Genomic DNA, 13678 nt, shown 5'->3' with positions numbered 1-13678 from the left:
ACCTTACTCTGAAATCGCCTGCGCGGTGCGTCCGATCCCCAGCACCGCCGCCGCCAGCCCCAGAACCGAGGCCGCCGAGCCGATCGGGCTTTCCGCCACCACCACCACATCCTTGTTCTGCACCTGGAACTGGCCGGCGCTGAACAGCCCGTCGGCCGAGGTCAGGTCGATGGCGAAGATCACCCGTTGTTTGCCGGGCCCGCTGCCGTCGGCCTTCAGCGCAGAGGCCGGATAGTTGCGCAGGATCAGCACGCCTTTCGCATCGGCGCGGATATCGTTCAGCCCGCCCGACATCGACAGGGCTTCCAGCGCGGTGATCCGGTCCTGGCTGAACCGCACCTGCGATTCGCGCCCCGAAGCGCCCAGCGCGATGAAATAGCGCTCGTCCGCCTCGACCCAGACCTTGTCGCCGCCACGCAGCGTGGTGTCGAGCGCGGGCTCTTTCATCAGCCGGTCGGCGGAAATGCCGTAGAGCTTGCCGTCGCGCATCAGCCGCACCTGCGGATTGTCCATATCGTGCGGGATGCCGCCGCCCTGGGCGATCAGACCGAGCACGGTGAAATCGCGGTCGGGCATCGGGAAGGCGCCGGGCCGCGGCACGCCGCTGACCAGATCGACGGTGGATTTGCGCCCCGGCTGATGCGCGATCAGCACCTGGGCCGAGGGAATGATCGGATCGAGCTTCTTCTGCACCGCCTCGCGCGCCTGATCGGCCGTCATATTGGCGATGTAAACCTTGTCGGCGTAAGGCAGATAGACCGAACCATCGGGCGAGACCGTCAGCCCCGGCAGCGCCACCAGCTTCTGCCCCGGCGCCGAGAGCAGCGTGACATCGCCGGTTTCCCAGATCGTCAGGTCGATCTTGTCCCCGGCCGCGATCAGATTGCCCGCAGGCCCGCGCTGGCGCGAGATCCAGCCCGATATACCGCTGCCGCTGCCGATTCCCGGCCAGTCGCCCAGCCGCGCCACCGTCTCACGCGAGACCTGCACGACCTGGAAATCCGCATCCTCCTGATCCGCGCCTTTCAGGATCTCGCTGGCCTTGCCGGCGCCGCGCGGCGCATTGCAGCCGGGCAGAGCAAAGACAAGAGTGGCGGCCAGCGCCAGCTTGAGCACGGTCGTGGATCGCATCGGCAACTCCGGTTCCGCCAGCCCCCCAGCCGGCTGCGCCACCCTGTATATGGACAGCAAGCCCGCGGCGACCATAATCTGTGGCCGGTCGCGGTCAATCGCCTGGCGCCGGGCACAAGCAAGAATCCTGGGGGTAATCCTGTCTGCGATCCCTGTCATCGTCACCGGCGCCGGGGGGCGGATCGGAAAGATGCTGCGCCGGATCTGGCGCGCGGCACCTCCGCCGGGGCTGGCGCCGCTCTGGGCCGGGCGAGGGCCGGAGCCTGATCTGACCTGGGATATTCTGACCGGCCCCGCGCCGTCCTGGCCGCCGGGCGCGGTGCTGCTGCATCTGGCGGGATCGACCGGCCGCACCGATCCGGCGCTGAACACGGCACTGGTGCCGCCCCTGCTGGCGGCCTGCCGCGCGAATGCGGTGCGGCATCTGCTTTTCGCCTCGACCGCGGCGGTCTATGCCCCCGGGGCCCGGCCCGCGCGCGAAACCGATCCCGCGGCGCCCGCGAACGCCTATGGCCGCGCGAAGGCCGAAGCCGAATCCCTGCTGGCTGAGGCCGCGCCCGGGCTGACCGTGCTCAGGATCGGCAATGTCGCCGGGGCCGATGCGCTGCTCGGCCCCCGCCCGGACGAGGGGGCGATCCGGCTCGACCCGGTGCCGGGCAGCGAAACCGGGCCGCTGCGGTCCTGGATCGGCCCGGTTTCGCTGGCGCGCTGCCTTGCGGCGCTGATCCTGCGCGCGGATGACCTGCCTGCCGTGCTGAACGTCGCGGCAGCGCCGCCGCTCGGCATGGCCGATCTCTTGCGCGCGTCAGACCGGGCCTGGAGCTGGGGGCCGGTCAATCCGGCGGTGGTGCCCGCCGCCGTGCTGGACACCACGCGGCTGAACGCCATCGCCCCGCCGCCCCCGGCCAGCCCCGGGGGGATCATGGCCGAACTCGCCGCTCTGAAGGACCTGCCCGCATGACCCCCGGCAAACGCCTGTTCGATCTGGCGCTGGCACTGATCGCCGCGGTGATTCTGCTGCTGCCTGCGGCGCTGATCGCGCTGTGGATCCTGATCCGTTCGGGTCGCCCGGTGTTCTACGTCGCCGAGCGGATGAAGACGGTCGACCAACCCTTCGCTTTGTGGAAATTCCGCACCATGACGATGTCGGGCGGCGATTCCGGCGTCTCGGGCGGTGACAAGACCGCCCGCGTCACGCCCGAGGGCCGCATCCTGCGCCGCTGCCGCCTCGACGAGATCCCGCAGCTCTGGAACATCCTGAAAGGCGATATGAGCTTCGTCGGCCCGCGCCCGCCGCTGAGGCAATATACCGAGCGCTTCCCCGATCTCTACCGCCGGGTGCTGCGGTCGCGCCCGGGGCTGACCGGCCTTGCCACGCTGCATTTCCACCGGCACGAAGAGCGGCTGCTGGCGGCCTGCCGCGATGCCGCCGAAACCGACCGCACCTATGCGCGCCGCTGCGTGCCGCGCAAGGCCCGCCTCGACCTGATCTGCCAGCGCAATGCCTCGGTCTGCCTCGATGCGGTGATCCTTGCGCAAACTATCGCCAGGGTTGTGCGCCAAAAACGGCCGGTCCGGCCCCGCAATCGCCCGGATAAGGCGTGAAACACTTGACTCGCCCCGCCAGGACCGCATTCTCGGTAACAGTATCCAGTAAAACCCGGCAGACAGTATGAACGCCCTCCGCAAGACGCTGTTCCGGGTTTCCCAGTCCCTGACCCGCCAGCACAAGCAACTTGCAATCTGGCTGCTGGATGTCTCGCTGGCTCCGGCGAGTTTCCTTCTGGCCTGCATGTTCACCTATAATTCGCCCTGGCCGTCCGAGCAGCTTTCGCGGCTCGGCATCGTCTTCGCGATGCTGGCGGTGTTCGGCGGCTTTGCCTCGGTCGCCTTAGGGTTGATGCGGATCAAGCTGAAAAGCTATCAGACCTTCGGCACCGCGGGGCTCTTTCCCTATGCCGCGCTGGTGGGCGCGGGGGCCTTCTTCTTCACCACCCTGCCGGGGCTGCATTTCCCGGTGGTGGGAACGCTGGCCTTCACGATGATCCTGTTTCTGGCCTCGATCGGCGCCCGGGTGCTGCTGTTGCAGATCTATCTGGCGGCGCTGCGCTACAACAAGGTGCCGGTGCGGGTGCTGATCTACGGCGCGGGCACCACCGGGCTGCGGCTCGCCTCTGCGCTCAAGGCGCATGAGACGATCCGCGTGGTCGCCTTCCTCGACGACGACCCCCATCTTCACAGCCAGCGCATGGCCGGGCTGCGCATCCTTTCGCCCGACCGGATCGAGGATATCGTGCGCAATCACGAAATCAGCCGGGTGATCCTGGCGATCCCTTCGGTTTCGGCGCCGCGGCAGATGCGGATCGGGCGGCAACTGCAATCTCTGGGCCTTGAGGTGCAGGTCGTCCCCTCGTTCGAGCAGCTTGCCGGGACCGGGACGATGGCAGATGTGCTGCAATCGGTCCCGGCGGGCCATTTCCTCAACCGCGACCGGCTGGATGTCAGCCTGCCCGACGGCAGCGAGACCTATCAGGGCCGCTCGGTGATGGTCAGCGGCGCCGGTGGCTCGGTCGGATCCGAACTGTGCCGGCAGCTGGTGGCCTGCGCCCCGCGCCGCCTGGTGCTGTTCGAAATCTCGGAAATCGCGCTCTACACAATCGAGCGCGAACTGCGCGCCATGCCCTGCACCCGGCTGACCGAAATGGTGCCGGTGCTCGGCTCGGTCACGGATGCGCGGTCGGTGCGCCAGGCCATCCTCGAACACGAGGTCGAGGTGGTGCTGCACGCCGCCGCCTACAAACATGTGCCGCTGGTCGAAGGAAATCCGATCAGCGGGCTGACGAACAATGTCTTCGGCACCCGCACCCTGGCCGATGCCTGCGTCGAGGCCGGGGTGAAGCGCTTTCTGCTGGTCTCCACCGACAAGGCGGTGCGGCCCACCAATGTGATGGGCGCCTCGAAGCGGATGGCGGAACTGGTGATCCAGGACATGGCGCACCGCCACACCGGAACGCAGTTCTCGATCGTGCGCTTCGGCAATGTGCTGGGCTCTTCGGGTTCGGTCATCCCGTTGTTCAGAGAGCAGATCGCCCGCGGCGGTCCGGTCACCCTGACGCATGAGGATGTGACGCGCTATTTCATGACCCTTTCCGAGGCCGCGCGGCTGGTGCTGCTGGCGGGCTCGTTCAGCGATGCCTCCAGCATCGACCGGGCGAATGTCTTCGTGCTGGACATGGGCAGGCCGGTCAGGATCCGCGATCTGGCGCAGCAGCTGATCGAGGCGGCGGGCTACACGCTGCGCGACAGGAACAACCCCGGCGGCGATATCGAGATCAAGGTGATCGGGCTGCGGCCCGGCGAGAAGCTGCATGAGGAACTGCTGATCGGCGACGGGCTGCTGAAGACCCCGCACCCCAGGATCCTGCGCGCCAGCGAGGAAGACACCGGCGGCTGCGAGATCGCGGTGGTGCTGCAGCATCTGGGCCGGATCGCGGCCACCGGCGATGCCGAAGCCGCGCGGCGGCTGGCGCTGGACGTGGCGCTTGGCGTGCCGGATGTGCTGCCCCTTGCCGCCATTGCCGTCCGCTCGTCATAAACCGCCTGTATTTCGCTCAATCCCCTGCCCGGGGCTTGCCCGGTCCGCGGCCAGCCCGCATAGATGAGGGGAACGGAGGGCTTCATTTGGCGAGCAAACGACGCAGCCTGCTGCTGGCGACACTGGGCGCATCGGTGTTCCTTTTTCCGGCGGCGCAATCTTCGCGCGCGGAAATGAAACCGTCGCTGAGTTTCAGCGGCGTGCCGGGGCTGATCGACATGCCCTCGGGCGATACGATGGCCGACGGCATCTTCTCGATCAGCACCAGCGCCTTCGGCCCGGTTTCCCGCGCCACGATCAGCTTCCAGATCACCCCCTGGATGGCGGGCAGCTTCCGCTTGCAGAACACCCGCAAATGGAACGCAGCGACGGGAGTGGATCCGCTAATCCCGGATTCCGTCTATTCGTCCTACAACGACCGCAGCTTCGATCTGCGGTTCCGGCTGGCGGAAGAAGGCGTCTGGATGCCCGCCGTCACGCTCGGGTTGCAGGATTTCCTCGGCACCGGAATGAATTCGGCGGAATATCTGGTCGCGACCAGGACTTTCGGCGACCGGCTGAAAGTCACCGGCGGGGTGGGCTGGGGAAGGCTCGGCAGCTACAATTCCTTCGGCGCGCCCTTCGGCGAGCGTCCGCCCGGTTTCGATCCGGCCACCGATACCGGCAGCGAGCTGAACGCCGATACCTGGTTCAAAGGTCCGGCGGCGGCCTTCGGCGGGCTCGAATACCGGGTCAACGACCGCTGGACCGTCAAGGCGGAATATTCCTCGGATGCCTATGACTTGGAATCGGGCGAAAAGCAGACCTTCGAGCGCGGCAGCCCCTGGAACTTCGGTGTCGAATATCAGTGGGGCGACTATGCCCGGATCGGGGCTTATTCGCTTTACGGCGAGGAATTCGGCCTTTCCTTCCATCTGATCATGGATCCGAAACGCCGCCCCGGCACCATCGGCATCCTCGGCTCCGGTCCGGTGCCGGTCGGCCACCGCCCCTCGCGCGCGGCAAATCCCGACGCCTGGGACAAGGGCTGGGTGACGCAACCCGACGCCAACGCCCTGCTGCGCAAGAACCTGAGCAAGTATCTGGAAAAGGACGGAATCCTGATCGAGGATTTCGCCTATACCGCCGGGACGGTGCAGATCCGCATCCGCAATTCCACCATCGACGCGCCCTCGCAGGCGGTGGGCCGGGTGGCGCGGGCCTTGTCGAACGTCATGCCCGCCTCGGTCGAGACCTTCGAGATCGTGCCGGTGGTGCGCGGCATGGCGGCGTCGAAGATCACCATCCGCCGCTCGGACCTGGAGCGGCTGGAATATACCCCGAACGCCGGCGCCGTGCTGCGCGAGCGCATCGCCTACAGCGACGCGGGCGGGATGATCCCCGGCAGCCTGGGGCCGGACGAGGGGCTCTATCCGAAATTCCGCTGGCGGATCATGCCGGGCTACCGGGTCAGCGCCCCCGCGCGCGGCGATATCGGCATCCGCGCCACGGCCAGCTACGATATCGCGCCGGGCTGGATCGTCTCGGGGCAGGTCTATCAGCGGGTGGCGGACAATCTCGACAAGGTTTTCGTCATCGACAAGGGCGGCAGCCTGCCCCCGGTGCGCAGCGACGTGCGCGATTACAACCGCGAAGGCGCCTTCGCCGTCGAACGCGCCACGCTGGCCTGGTATGCCCATCCGATGGAAAACATCTACAGCCGCGTCACCGTGGGCTATCTGGAACGGATGCACGGCGGCGTCTCGGGCGAAATCATGTGGAAGCCGGCGAACAGCCGCCTCGCGCTCGGGGCCGAGCTGAACTTCACGAAGCAGCGCAACGTCGACGGCGGTTTCGGCTTCGGCTACATGCGCGAGCCCGATGGCGGCGGACCGGAATATTTCTACGAACACGAGGCCGTCACCGGCCATCTTTCGGCCTGGTATGATTTCGGCAACGGCTATCTGGGCCAGCTCGACGTGGGCCGCTATCTGGCGGGCGACGTGGGCGCGACGCTGACGCTGGACCGCGAATTCGCCAATGGCTGGAAAGTGGGCGCTTTCGCCTCTTTCACCGACGCCAGCGCCCAGGAATTCGGCGAGGGCTCGTTCGACAAGGGCGTGCGGCTTACCATCCCGATGAACTGGATGCTCGGCAATCCGACCCGGCAGGAGATCAGCCAGACCATCCGCCCGCTGCAACGCGACGGCGGCGCCCGGGTGGATGTGGACGGAAGGCTTTACGATCTGATCCGCGACTACCATTCCGACCGGGTGGACGACCAATGGGACCGCGTATGGCGCTGAAATCCGCAACCCTTGCGCTGACCTGCCTCGCCCTGCTGGCGGGCTGCGGCTTTCTGGAAAAGCTGACCCCGCGCGCGGGCGGTCAACTGGCCCCGATCGGCCAGGTCTCGCGCGCCGAGATCGCGAAATCCGGCCAGCCGGTGATGCGGCTGAGGGTGCCCTCGCGCGGGATCGACACCTTCCTGACCATCCGCGACCGACGCGGCGATGTGGTCAACTGGTTCTCGGCCGACGGGATGCTGTTCACCTTCCGAAACGACGTGCTGATCGAGACCCGGGGCCTGGGCGCGGATCTGATGTCCTCGGCCGCGCCCGGCGCCGGCCAGATCGCCGCCGGTGCCGGTCATCGCCGCGCCTATTTCTTCGTCGATGACGACGACCAGACCGGACGGCGCGATTACCTCTGCCGGATCACCACCGACGGCGGCGAGCAACTGGAGATCTTCGGCCGCGGCCACAACACCCGCAAGGTGAGCGAAACCTGCGAGCGCGAGATCGGCCGCATCACCAATCATTACTGGCTGGAAGGCGGAAAGATCCGCAAATCGCGCGAATGGGTCAGCCCCGGTATCGGCCAGATCGAATTCGAACGTGTGATCGACTGACGGTATTCCGGCCCGGATGTTTCCGGCCGGATCCGTTGCGCCGTTCTGCCTCTGAATCGGCAAGCGATTGCCTCAATGCCACAGTTTCCCGCTCAGTTCGTGAGATTCGCTTTCGGAAGCAGTTGAAAAATGCTATCCGGTACAAGGAGTGGTTCTGGAGGTTCAAATGAATAAAGTTATGACTGCGGCAGTTGCGCTCTCGCTGATGGGTTCGGCTGCTTTCGCCGGCGGCCCGGTTGTGATCGTCGAAGAGGTCGAGCCGGTCGTCGTGACCGAGCGCGCCAGCACCAGCGGCGGCGTTCTGATTCCGCTGCTGATCGGTGCTGCGGTTCTCTGCGCGGTTGCCTGCGGCAGCGACAGCTGATCCGCTGCCCTCAGGGCAAAGCGAACTGAAAGGGTCAGCCTGCGGCTGGCCCTTTTTCATTTGGATTGCGGAATGAAAAAACCAATGAAAAAACCCCGGACCGCAAAGGCCGGGGTTTTTCCTGAAAAACAGAGTAGCTGCTTTCAGTAATCGCGTTCGAGGAAAAGGCCGATCCCGCTGCTGCCATCCGAATCGACGCGCCCCTTGACCGTCACCCCGGGCCGCAGATCCAGGTTGAGATTGACCCTGGTATTACCGCTCTGATCGACGCCGAATTCGGTATAGACATTGTCCGAGATATATTTCCCGGCGCTGACCGAGGTGGTCCCGTCGGCGGCGGTATTCACATCCAGATCGTCCACCCCGAAGCCGCGCCGCAACTTGCTGACGATGCCCTCGCCGCCGCGCCCCGCCAGCGTCGCCACCGCATTGGCGAGCTGCGCCGCCTGGAAGGCCGAGATCGTGTCCAGCCCGCGCCCGAACAAGAGCCAGGCCAGCACTTCCTCCTGCGGCAGTTCCGGGTCGGACGAGAAGGTCACCACCGGATCGTTCGCCGGACCCTCGATGGTGACGATGCTGGTCACATCCTCGGTGACATTGGTCGCGACGAAGGTGATGTAGGGGATGAAACTGCCCTCCAGCACCAGGCTCGCCTCGTCCAGCACCAGGCGCTTGCCGAGAATGTCGAGCCGCCCGCGCACCAGATCCAGCGCGCCCGAGGGGATGATGTTGTTCAGACTGCCGCCGATGCGGATCTCGCCGCCGAGCTCGGCGTCAAGGCCACGGCCGCGCACAAAGACGCGGTTCGGCGCCGCGATCACCACGTCGAGCAGCCAGCCCGGCAACCCGCCCGCAGCCCCGGTGCCGCCGCCCGAAGCCGCGCCGACCCCGGCCCGCGCCCGGGTGGCCCGCACTTCGGCGCGGTCGTTCACATGCGAGATCGCCTCCAGATCGGCGGCCGAGGCGAAGCCGGTCGAAGGCACCCGCAGCTCGGTCTCGTCCAGCACCACCCGACCGGTCAGCCGCGCGGCGCCCAGAAGCGGGCCGCTCAGTTGCAGCACCGCGTCGAGGGTGGTGTCGTAAAGCTCGGGATCGCGCAGCCGCAGCCGCTCCATCCGCAGCGACAGATCGGCATTGTAGGGCGCGACCAGCCCCAGCGGGCCGTCCAGCCGCAACCCGCCGCCGCGCGCCGCGCTGGCGGTCAGCGCCAGCCGCGCGGTGCCGCCCGACAGATCCGCCGTGGCCGCCACGCTGTCGAGCGACAGCCCGCGCGCAGGCACCGCCACCTGGCCGCCCGACAAGGTGACGCGGCCCGTGGCATTCTGCGGCGCCCAGCCCCCGGAAAGCCGGATGTCGTAGCCGAGCCTGCCGCCCAAAGTCACCGGATCGGTCAGCGCATTCGCGACCGCCGCCTCGCCGGTGCCGCTGATCGCGAGATCGGGCACCGCACCGATGCGGCCGTTCACCCGCGCGTCGATCCCCGCCGGGCCGGTCACCCGCAGATCGGCGTCGAAATCGCTGCCCCGCGGGGTGAGCCGCCCGGAAAGCGTGACCGGGCCGGGGAAGTCGGGCGCCAGCAGCGCCAGATCGCTCAGCCGCCCCGAGACCCGCATCGCGCCGGAATCGCCCTCGCCCGCCACCTCGGCGCTCAGATTCGGCGAGGTCAGGTTCAGGTCGCGCAGCACCGGAGCGCCATCCAGAAGGGCGAGCTTCAAGGCGATGTCGGAACGGCCCGCGATCAGCCGGTCGACCTCGGCCTGGCCGATGCGCAGCCCGTCGCCCTGGCCGGTCAGCGTGATCAGCCCGTCCTGGAGGGTGCCGTCGAACCCGCCCGCGACGTTGAGGCTGCCGCCGTAGTTCGGCCCCAGATCGGCGAGACTGGCCCAGACGATATTGCCGGTCAGGCTGGCGCCCGAGCTTTGCAGCCTGCCCTGGCCGGTGACGTTCAGCGTCGCCGCCGAGGCGGTGAAAGAGCGCAACTCGGTGCCGGTGGTGTCGCGCAGAACCGAAGCCGTGATCGCCGAACGCCCCGCCAGCAGCCGGTCGGCCTCAGCGATTCCGCTGGTCAGCCCCTGCCCCGTCACATCGAGCACCAGATCGAAGGCGCCGGTCAGCGGTGAGACCTCGCCGCGCAGCCCGACCTCTGCCGCGCCGCCCAGCGGGCGCCCCGCGAGGCCCGAGAAGCGCGACAGGTCGCTGGCATCGACCTCCAGCCGCAGCCGGGTTTTCAGCGCCTCGCCCAGCCCCTCGATCCAGATGCCGCCGTTCAGGCCATAATCGGCGCCCGTCAGGGTGATCTGCGGGATCGCAAGCCGCCCGGCGCCCTCGCGCCAGGAGAACACCGCGCGGCCGTCGAACCTTTCGCCAAGCGCCGTCACCAGCGCCGGGTCCAGCCCGCCGAGGCCGGTCATGTCGAACAGAAGCGTGCCGCCCACGCCGCGACGCCCGGCCGCGCGGTCAAGCCGCCCCGAGCCCCGCAGCCCGGCGCGCTCCACCGTCAGATCGGGGCGGTTCAACCCGGCCAGATCCACCCGCGCCGACCAGCCCGAATCCTGCGTGGCATCGAAAGCCAGCACCAGATCGGCGCGTCTGATCCGGGTCTCGACCGGACCCGAAGTCGGCAGCAGCACCTCGCCCCCGGCCGGATCGGCGACCGAGGCGGTGATGTCCAGCAGTTCCGGCAGCCCGTCGGGCGCCAGCCGCAGCTTGCCCGAAAGATTCAGCGAACGCGCTTCCAGCAGCAATTCGTCCAGCGACAGCGTGCCGGTCGGGGAACGCGCGCCGGTCACGTCGAGTTTCAGATCCTCGCCCAGGAACTCGGCATATTCCGGCAGGAACAAAGGCGCCGGATTGCCCGACAGCCGCGCCGCGAAACCGCGGGTGCCGTCCTCGGCGGTCTTGACCGAGATCGGCCCCGCAAGCCGCTCGTCGCCGTCGCTTTCCAGCCGGAATTCGGCGGCGAAATCGTTGAACGTGCCCTCGCCCTTCAGGGTCAGCGCCGCGGGCGGCGCCCCGGGCAGATCCAGCGCCGAAGCGACGATCCCGCCCGCGCCCTCGCGCGCATCAAGGTCGAGGACCAGCCGCCCGGTCTCGTTGGCATAGCTGCCCTCAAGCGCGATCCGCCCCTCGGGGCCATCGTCTTTGCGCTCGATCAGCACCGAGGCATTGCCCTCGCCGCCGGCCAGATGCACCTTGGCCGAGAGCGTGCCTTCCAATGGCTGGCCCAGCACCGGCGCGCCCAGCACGATCCGGTCGGCCCGCACCTCGCCGATGTCGATGGAAACCGGCAGTTCGGGCAGAGAAAACTCAAAGGTTCCCGCCTCGGGCGTGGTCTGATCCGGGTCCCCCGTGGGGATCCGCTCCATGGTGATCGCGCTGGCGGACAATTCGTTGACGATGACCTGGCCCGACAGAAGGGCGGTGCGGCTCCAGTCCAGCACCACATCGTCAAGCGTGATCCAGATGCCCTCGTCGTCGGCGATGGTCAGTTGCTGAATCGTCGCGCGCGAGGACAAGGCCCCGGCAAAGCCGGTGATCGTGACCTGGCGGCCCGCGCCCGAGAGGTTGTCCTCCAAAAGCGCGGTCAGATAGCCGCGGTCGTCGGCGCTCGCCGCGGCGGGGGTCAGGACTAGGAAGAGGGGGAGAAGAACCTTGCGCATCAGAATGCCTGCCCCAGCCCGATATAGATCTGCACCCCGTCGTCGGTGTCGCCGCTGACGGGCGCCGCCACGTCGAAGCGGATCGGACCGAAGCCGGTCTCGTAGCGCACCCCGATTCCGGCCCCGGCATGCGAATCGCTGCTGCCATCGGCGCCGACATAGCCCGCATCCACGAAGGCCACCCCGCCCCAGCTGGTGCCGAAGCGCGCGCGCAACTCCATCGAGGCGGCGGCGAATTCGGTGCCGCCGATCAGATAGGTGCCGCCCATCCCGTCCGGCACCGCGATGCCGAGCGAGCGGTAAGGCTGGCCGCGCACCGTGCCGCCGCCGCCCGAGAAGAACAGATCGTCGCGCGGTGTCTCCAGCAATTCGCTGCCGAGAATCGCGCCGCCCTGGAGCCGCGCGGCCACGGTGAAGCGCTGATCGCTGAAACTGCGGTAGCCGCGCATGTCCAGCGTCAGCCGCGCCCCCGATCCGGTGGTGCCGAGGCCGTAGAACGGCTTCGCCGTGCCGTCGATATAGAAGCCGCGCAGCGCGTCGGTGGTGCTGTCGCGCCGGTCCCAGGTCACGCCGAAGGGCAGCGAGAGGTTGCGGTAGCGGAAATCGCCGGTCGGATCGGTGCCCTGCACATATTCAAACGAGAACCCGCCCCGCAGCGTCAGTTGTTCCGAGAAATACTGCGTGAAGGTCAGGCCGAATTCGGCGTAATCGGCGTCGTAGTCGATTTCGTCCAGATGGCCGATCTTCGCCATCAGCCCGGCGGTGGTGTCGGGCGTCAGCGTGGCCGGGCGGTCGATGGAGACGCCGAATTCGTAATCGACCCCGCTCTCGCCCGAGCCGATATTGGTGATCGCTCCGTCGAGGCGCAGCCGCTCGGCCCCGCCCATCAGGTTGCGGTGCAGCCAGTAGCCGGTCAGCGCGACGCCATCCACCGACGAGAGTTCCGCCCCGACCGAATAGCGCCGCGGCTTCTGCTCGGCCACGGTGATCTCGATCGGCAGCAGGCCGCCGTTCAGCACCGTCTCGCTTTCCGCCAGGCTGACGGACGAGAACACCCCCGTCCGGCGCAGCCGGTTCGCGGCGCGGTCAAGCTCGGTCTGGCTGAATTTCGTGCCCTCGCGCAGCCCGGCGATCTTGAGGATGCGCTGCACCCGCATCCGCTCGGCGCCCTTCACCGTGACCGGGCCGAAGCGCAGCGCCGGGCCGGGGGCAAGAGCGATATCGGCGGAAAGCGTCTGGCTGGCGTGGTTCGCGACGATATCCTCGCGGCTGACGCGGGCCTTGGCGTGGCTGGCCTCGCGCCAGGCCAGCACCGCCGTGTCCACCGCCTCGCCGATCACGCCCGAGGCGGCAGTCTCGCCGGGGCGGAACCCTTCGGGCAGTTCGGTGCGTGGCGCCAGCGGCGCGACCACCGTTTGCGAAAAGCGGAACCGCGGCCCGGGATCGACGAAAACGGCAATCGTGCCGATCCGCCCCGGCACGTCGAGAGGCGCGATTCCCGCGGCCTCGCGCCCGTCGATGGCGATGCGGATCACCGCGGAATAATGCCCCTCGGCGTAAAGCGCGCCAAGAATCCGGCCGTAATCGGCGCGGGCGGCGGTGAAAAGATCCTCGGGGTCGGTCTGATTGTCGCTTTGCTGCGCGATCAGCAGCGAGGCGCGGCGGACGGTGCGCTCCAGAGCCTCGTCTCCGCCCGCAACCACGAAATCCAGCCGGTCCAGCGCCTGGGCGGACATCAGGCTCAGGGCCAGCACGGCCCCCGAAAGCAAGGCCCTGCGGCCCCCCTGACACTGGAAAAAGCGACGCAAATCATACCCTCCGACTGGCCCGACCATAATGGCGAATGAAGCGGAGAGAGCAACACCCCACCGCAGATTTCGCGGCTCCCGGCGCCCTTTCCCGCAAGATGCTGTCGGCGCGCCGGCGAACCGCACGGGGGCATAACGCACAACCCCCGGCGCCCGTTGCTTTGAAGGCTTGCAAAGCCGGTTTTTCCTGCGTATATGGCTTGCAACAGCGGTTTCGGGTCCGGCCCGGAA

Annotated in this window: 9 protein-coding genes; 6 read left to right on the top strand and 3 right to left on the bottom strand. The window is 67.9% G+C overall.

From position 1 onward, the window contains the following. Positions 1-3: 3 nt before the first annotated feature. On the bottom strand, positions 4-1131 hold the full coding sequence (locus tag XINFAN_RS05665; RefSeq protein ID WP_160144548.1) for a polysaccharide biosynthesis/export family protein: 1128 nt from the start codon (positions 1129-1131) through the stop codon (positions 4-6). Positions 1132-1321: 190 nt separating this feature from the next. On the opposite strand from XINFAN_RS05665, the gene XINFAN_RS05660 reads away from it, so the two are divergent. From XINFAN_RS05660 to XINFAN_RS05635, 6 genes are all read left to right on the top strand, one after another. Then, the gene (locus tag XINFAN_RS05660; RefSeq protein WP_124085505.1) at positions 1322-2092 is read left to right on the top strand and encodes an NAD-dependent epimerase/dehydratase family protein; all 771 of its coding nucleotides are present in this window, start codon (positions 1322-1324) and stop codon (positions 2090-2092) included. Further along, on the top strand, positions 2089-2736 hold the full coding sequence (locus tag XINFAN_RS05655; RefSeq protein WP_124085504.1) for a sugar transferase: 648 nt from the start codon (positions 2089-2091) through the stop codon (positions 2734-2736). Before XINFAN_RS05660 ends, XINFAN_RS05655 begins: the two co-directional genes overlap by 4 nt. A gap of 67 nt (positions 2737-2803) precedes the next feature. Then, complete coding sequence (locus tag XINFAN_RS05650; protein ID WP_124085503.1) at positions 2804-4726, top strand: polysaccharide biosynthesis protein; 1923 nt, start codon at positions 2804-2806, stop codon at positions 4724-4726. 86 nt (positions 4727-4812) lie between these two features. Beyond that, on the top strand, positions 4813-7011 hold the full coding sequence (locus XINFAN_RS05645) for a YjbH domain-containing protein (protein WP_124085502.1): 2199 nt from the start codon (positions 4813-4815) through the stop codon (positions 7009-7011). Further along, on the top strand, positions 7002-7616 hold the full coding sequence (locus XINFAN_RS05640) for a YjbF family lipoprotein (protein ID WP_160144547.1): 615 nt from the start codon (positions 7002-7004) through the stop codon (positions 7614-7616). The genes XINFAN_RS05645 and XINFAN_RS05640 overlap by 10 nt, the downstream gene beginning before the upstream one ends. Positions 7617-7794: 178 nt before the next feature. Beyond that, positions 7795-7980, top strand: a complete 186-nt coding sequence (locus XINFAN_RS05635; protein ID WP_233352133.1) for a hypothetical protein — start codon at positions 7795-7797, stop codon at positions 7978-7980. 143 nt (positions 7981-8123) lie between these two features. Here the strand turns inward: XINFAN_RS05635 and XINFAN_RS05630 are convergent, their stop codons facing one another. Both XINFAN_RS05630 and XINFAN_RS05625 read right to left on the bottom strand, forming a co-directional pair. Beyond that, a complete protein-coding gene (locus XINFAN_RS05630; RefSeq protein ID WP_124085499.1) occupies positions 8124-11639 on the bottom strand; it encodes a translocation/assembly module TamB domain-containing protein in 3516 nt (1171 codons plus the stop codon). After that, the gene (locus XINFAN_RS05625) at positions 11639-13408 is read right to left on the bottom strand and encodes an autotransporter assembly complex protein TamA (RefSeq protein WP_233352132.1); all 1770 of its coding nucleotides are present in this window, start codon (positions 13406-13408) and stop codon (positions 11639-11641) included. The genes XINFAN_RS05630 and XINFAN_RS05625 overlap by 1 nt, the downstream gene beginning before the upstream one ends. Between the last annotated feature and the right edge of the window lie 270 nt (positions 13409-13678).

It is taken from the genome of Pseudogemmobacter humi (genome assembly GCF_900609055.1).
GTDB classification, from domain to species: Bacteria; Pseudomonadota; Alphaproteobacteria; order Rhodobacterales; family Rhodobacteraceae; genus Pseudogemmobacter; species Pseudogemmobacter humi.
This window is presented reverse-complemented; position numbering and strand designations above follow the sequence as displayed.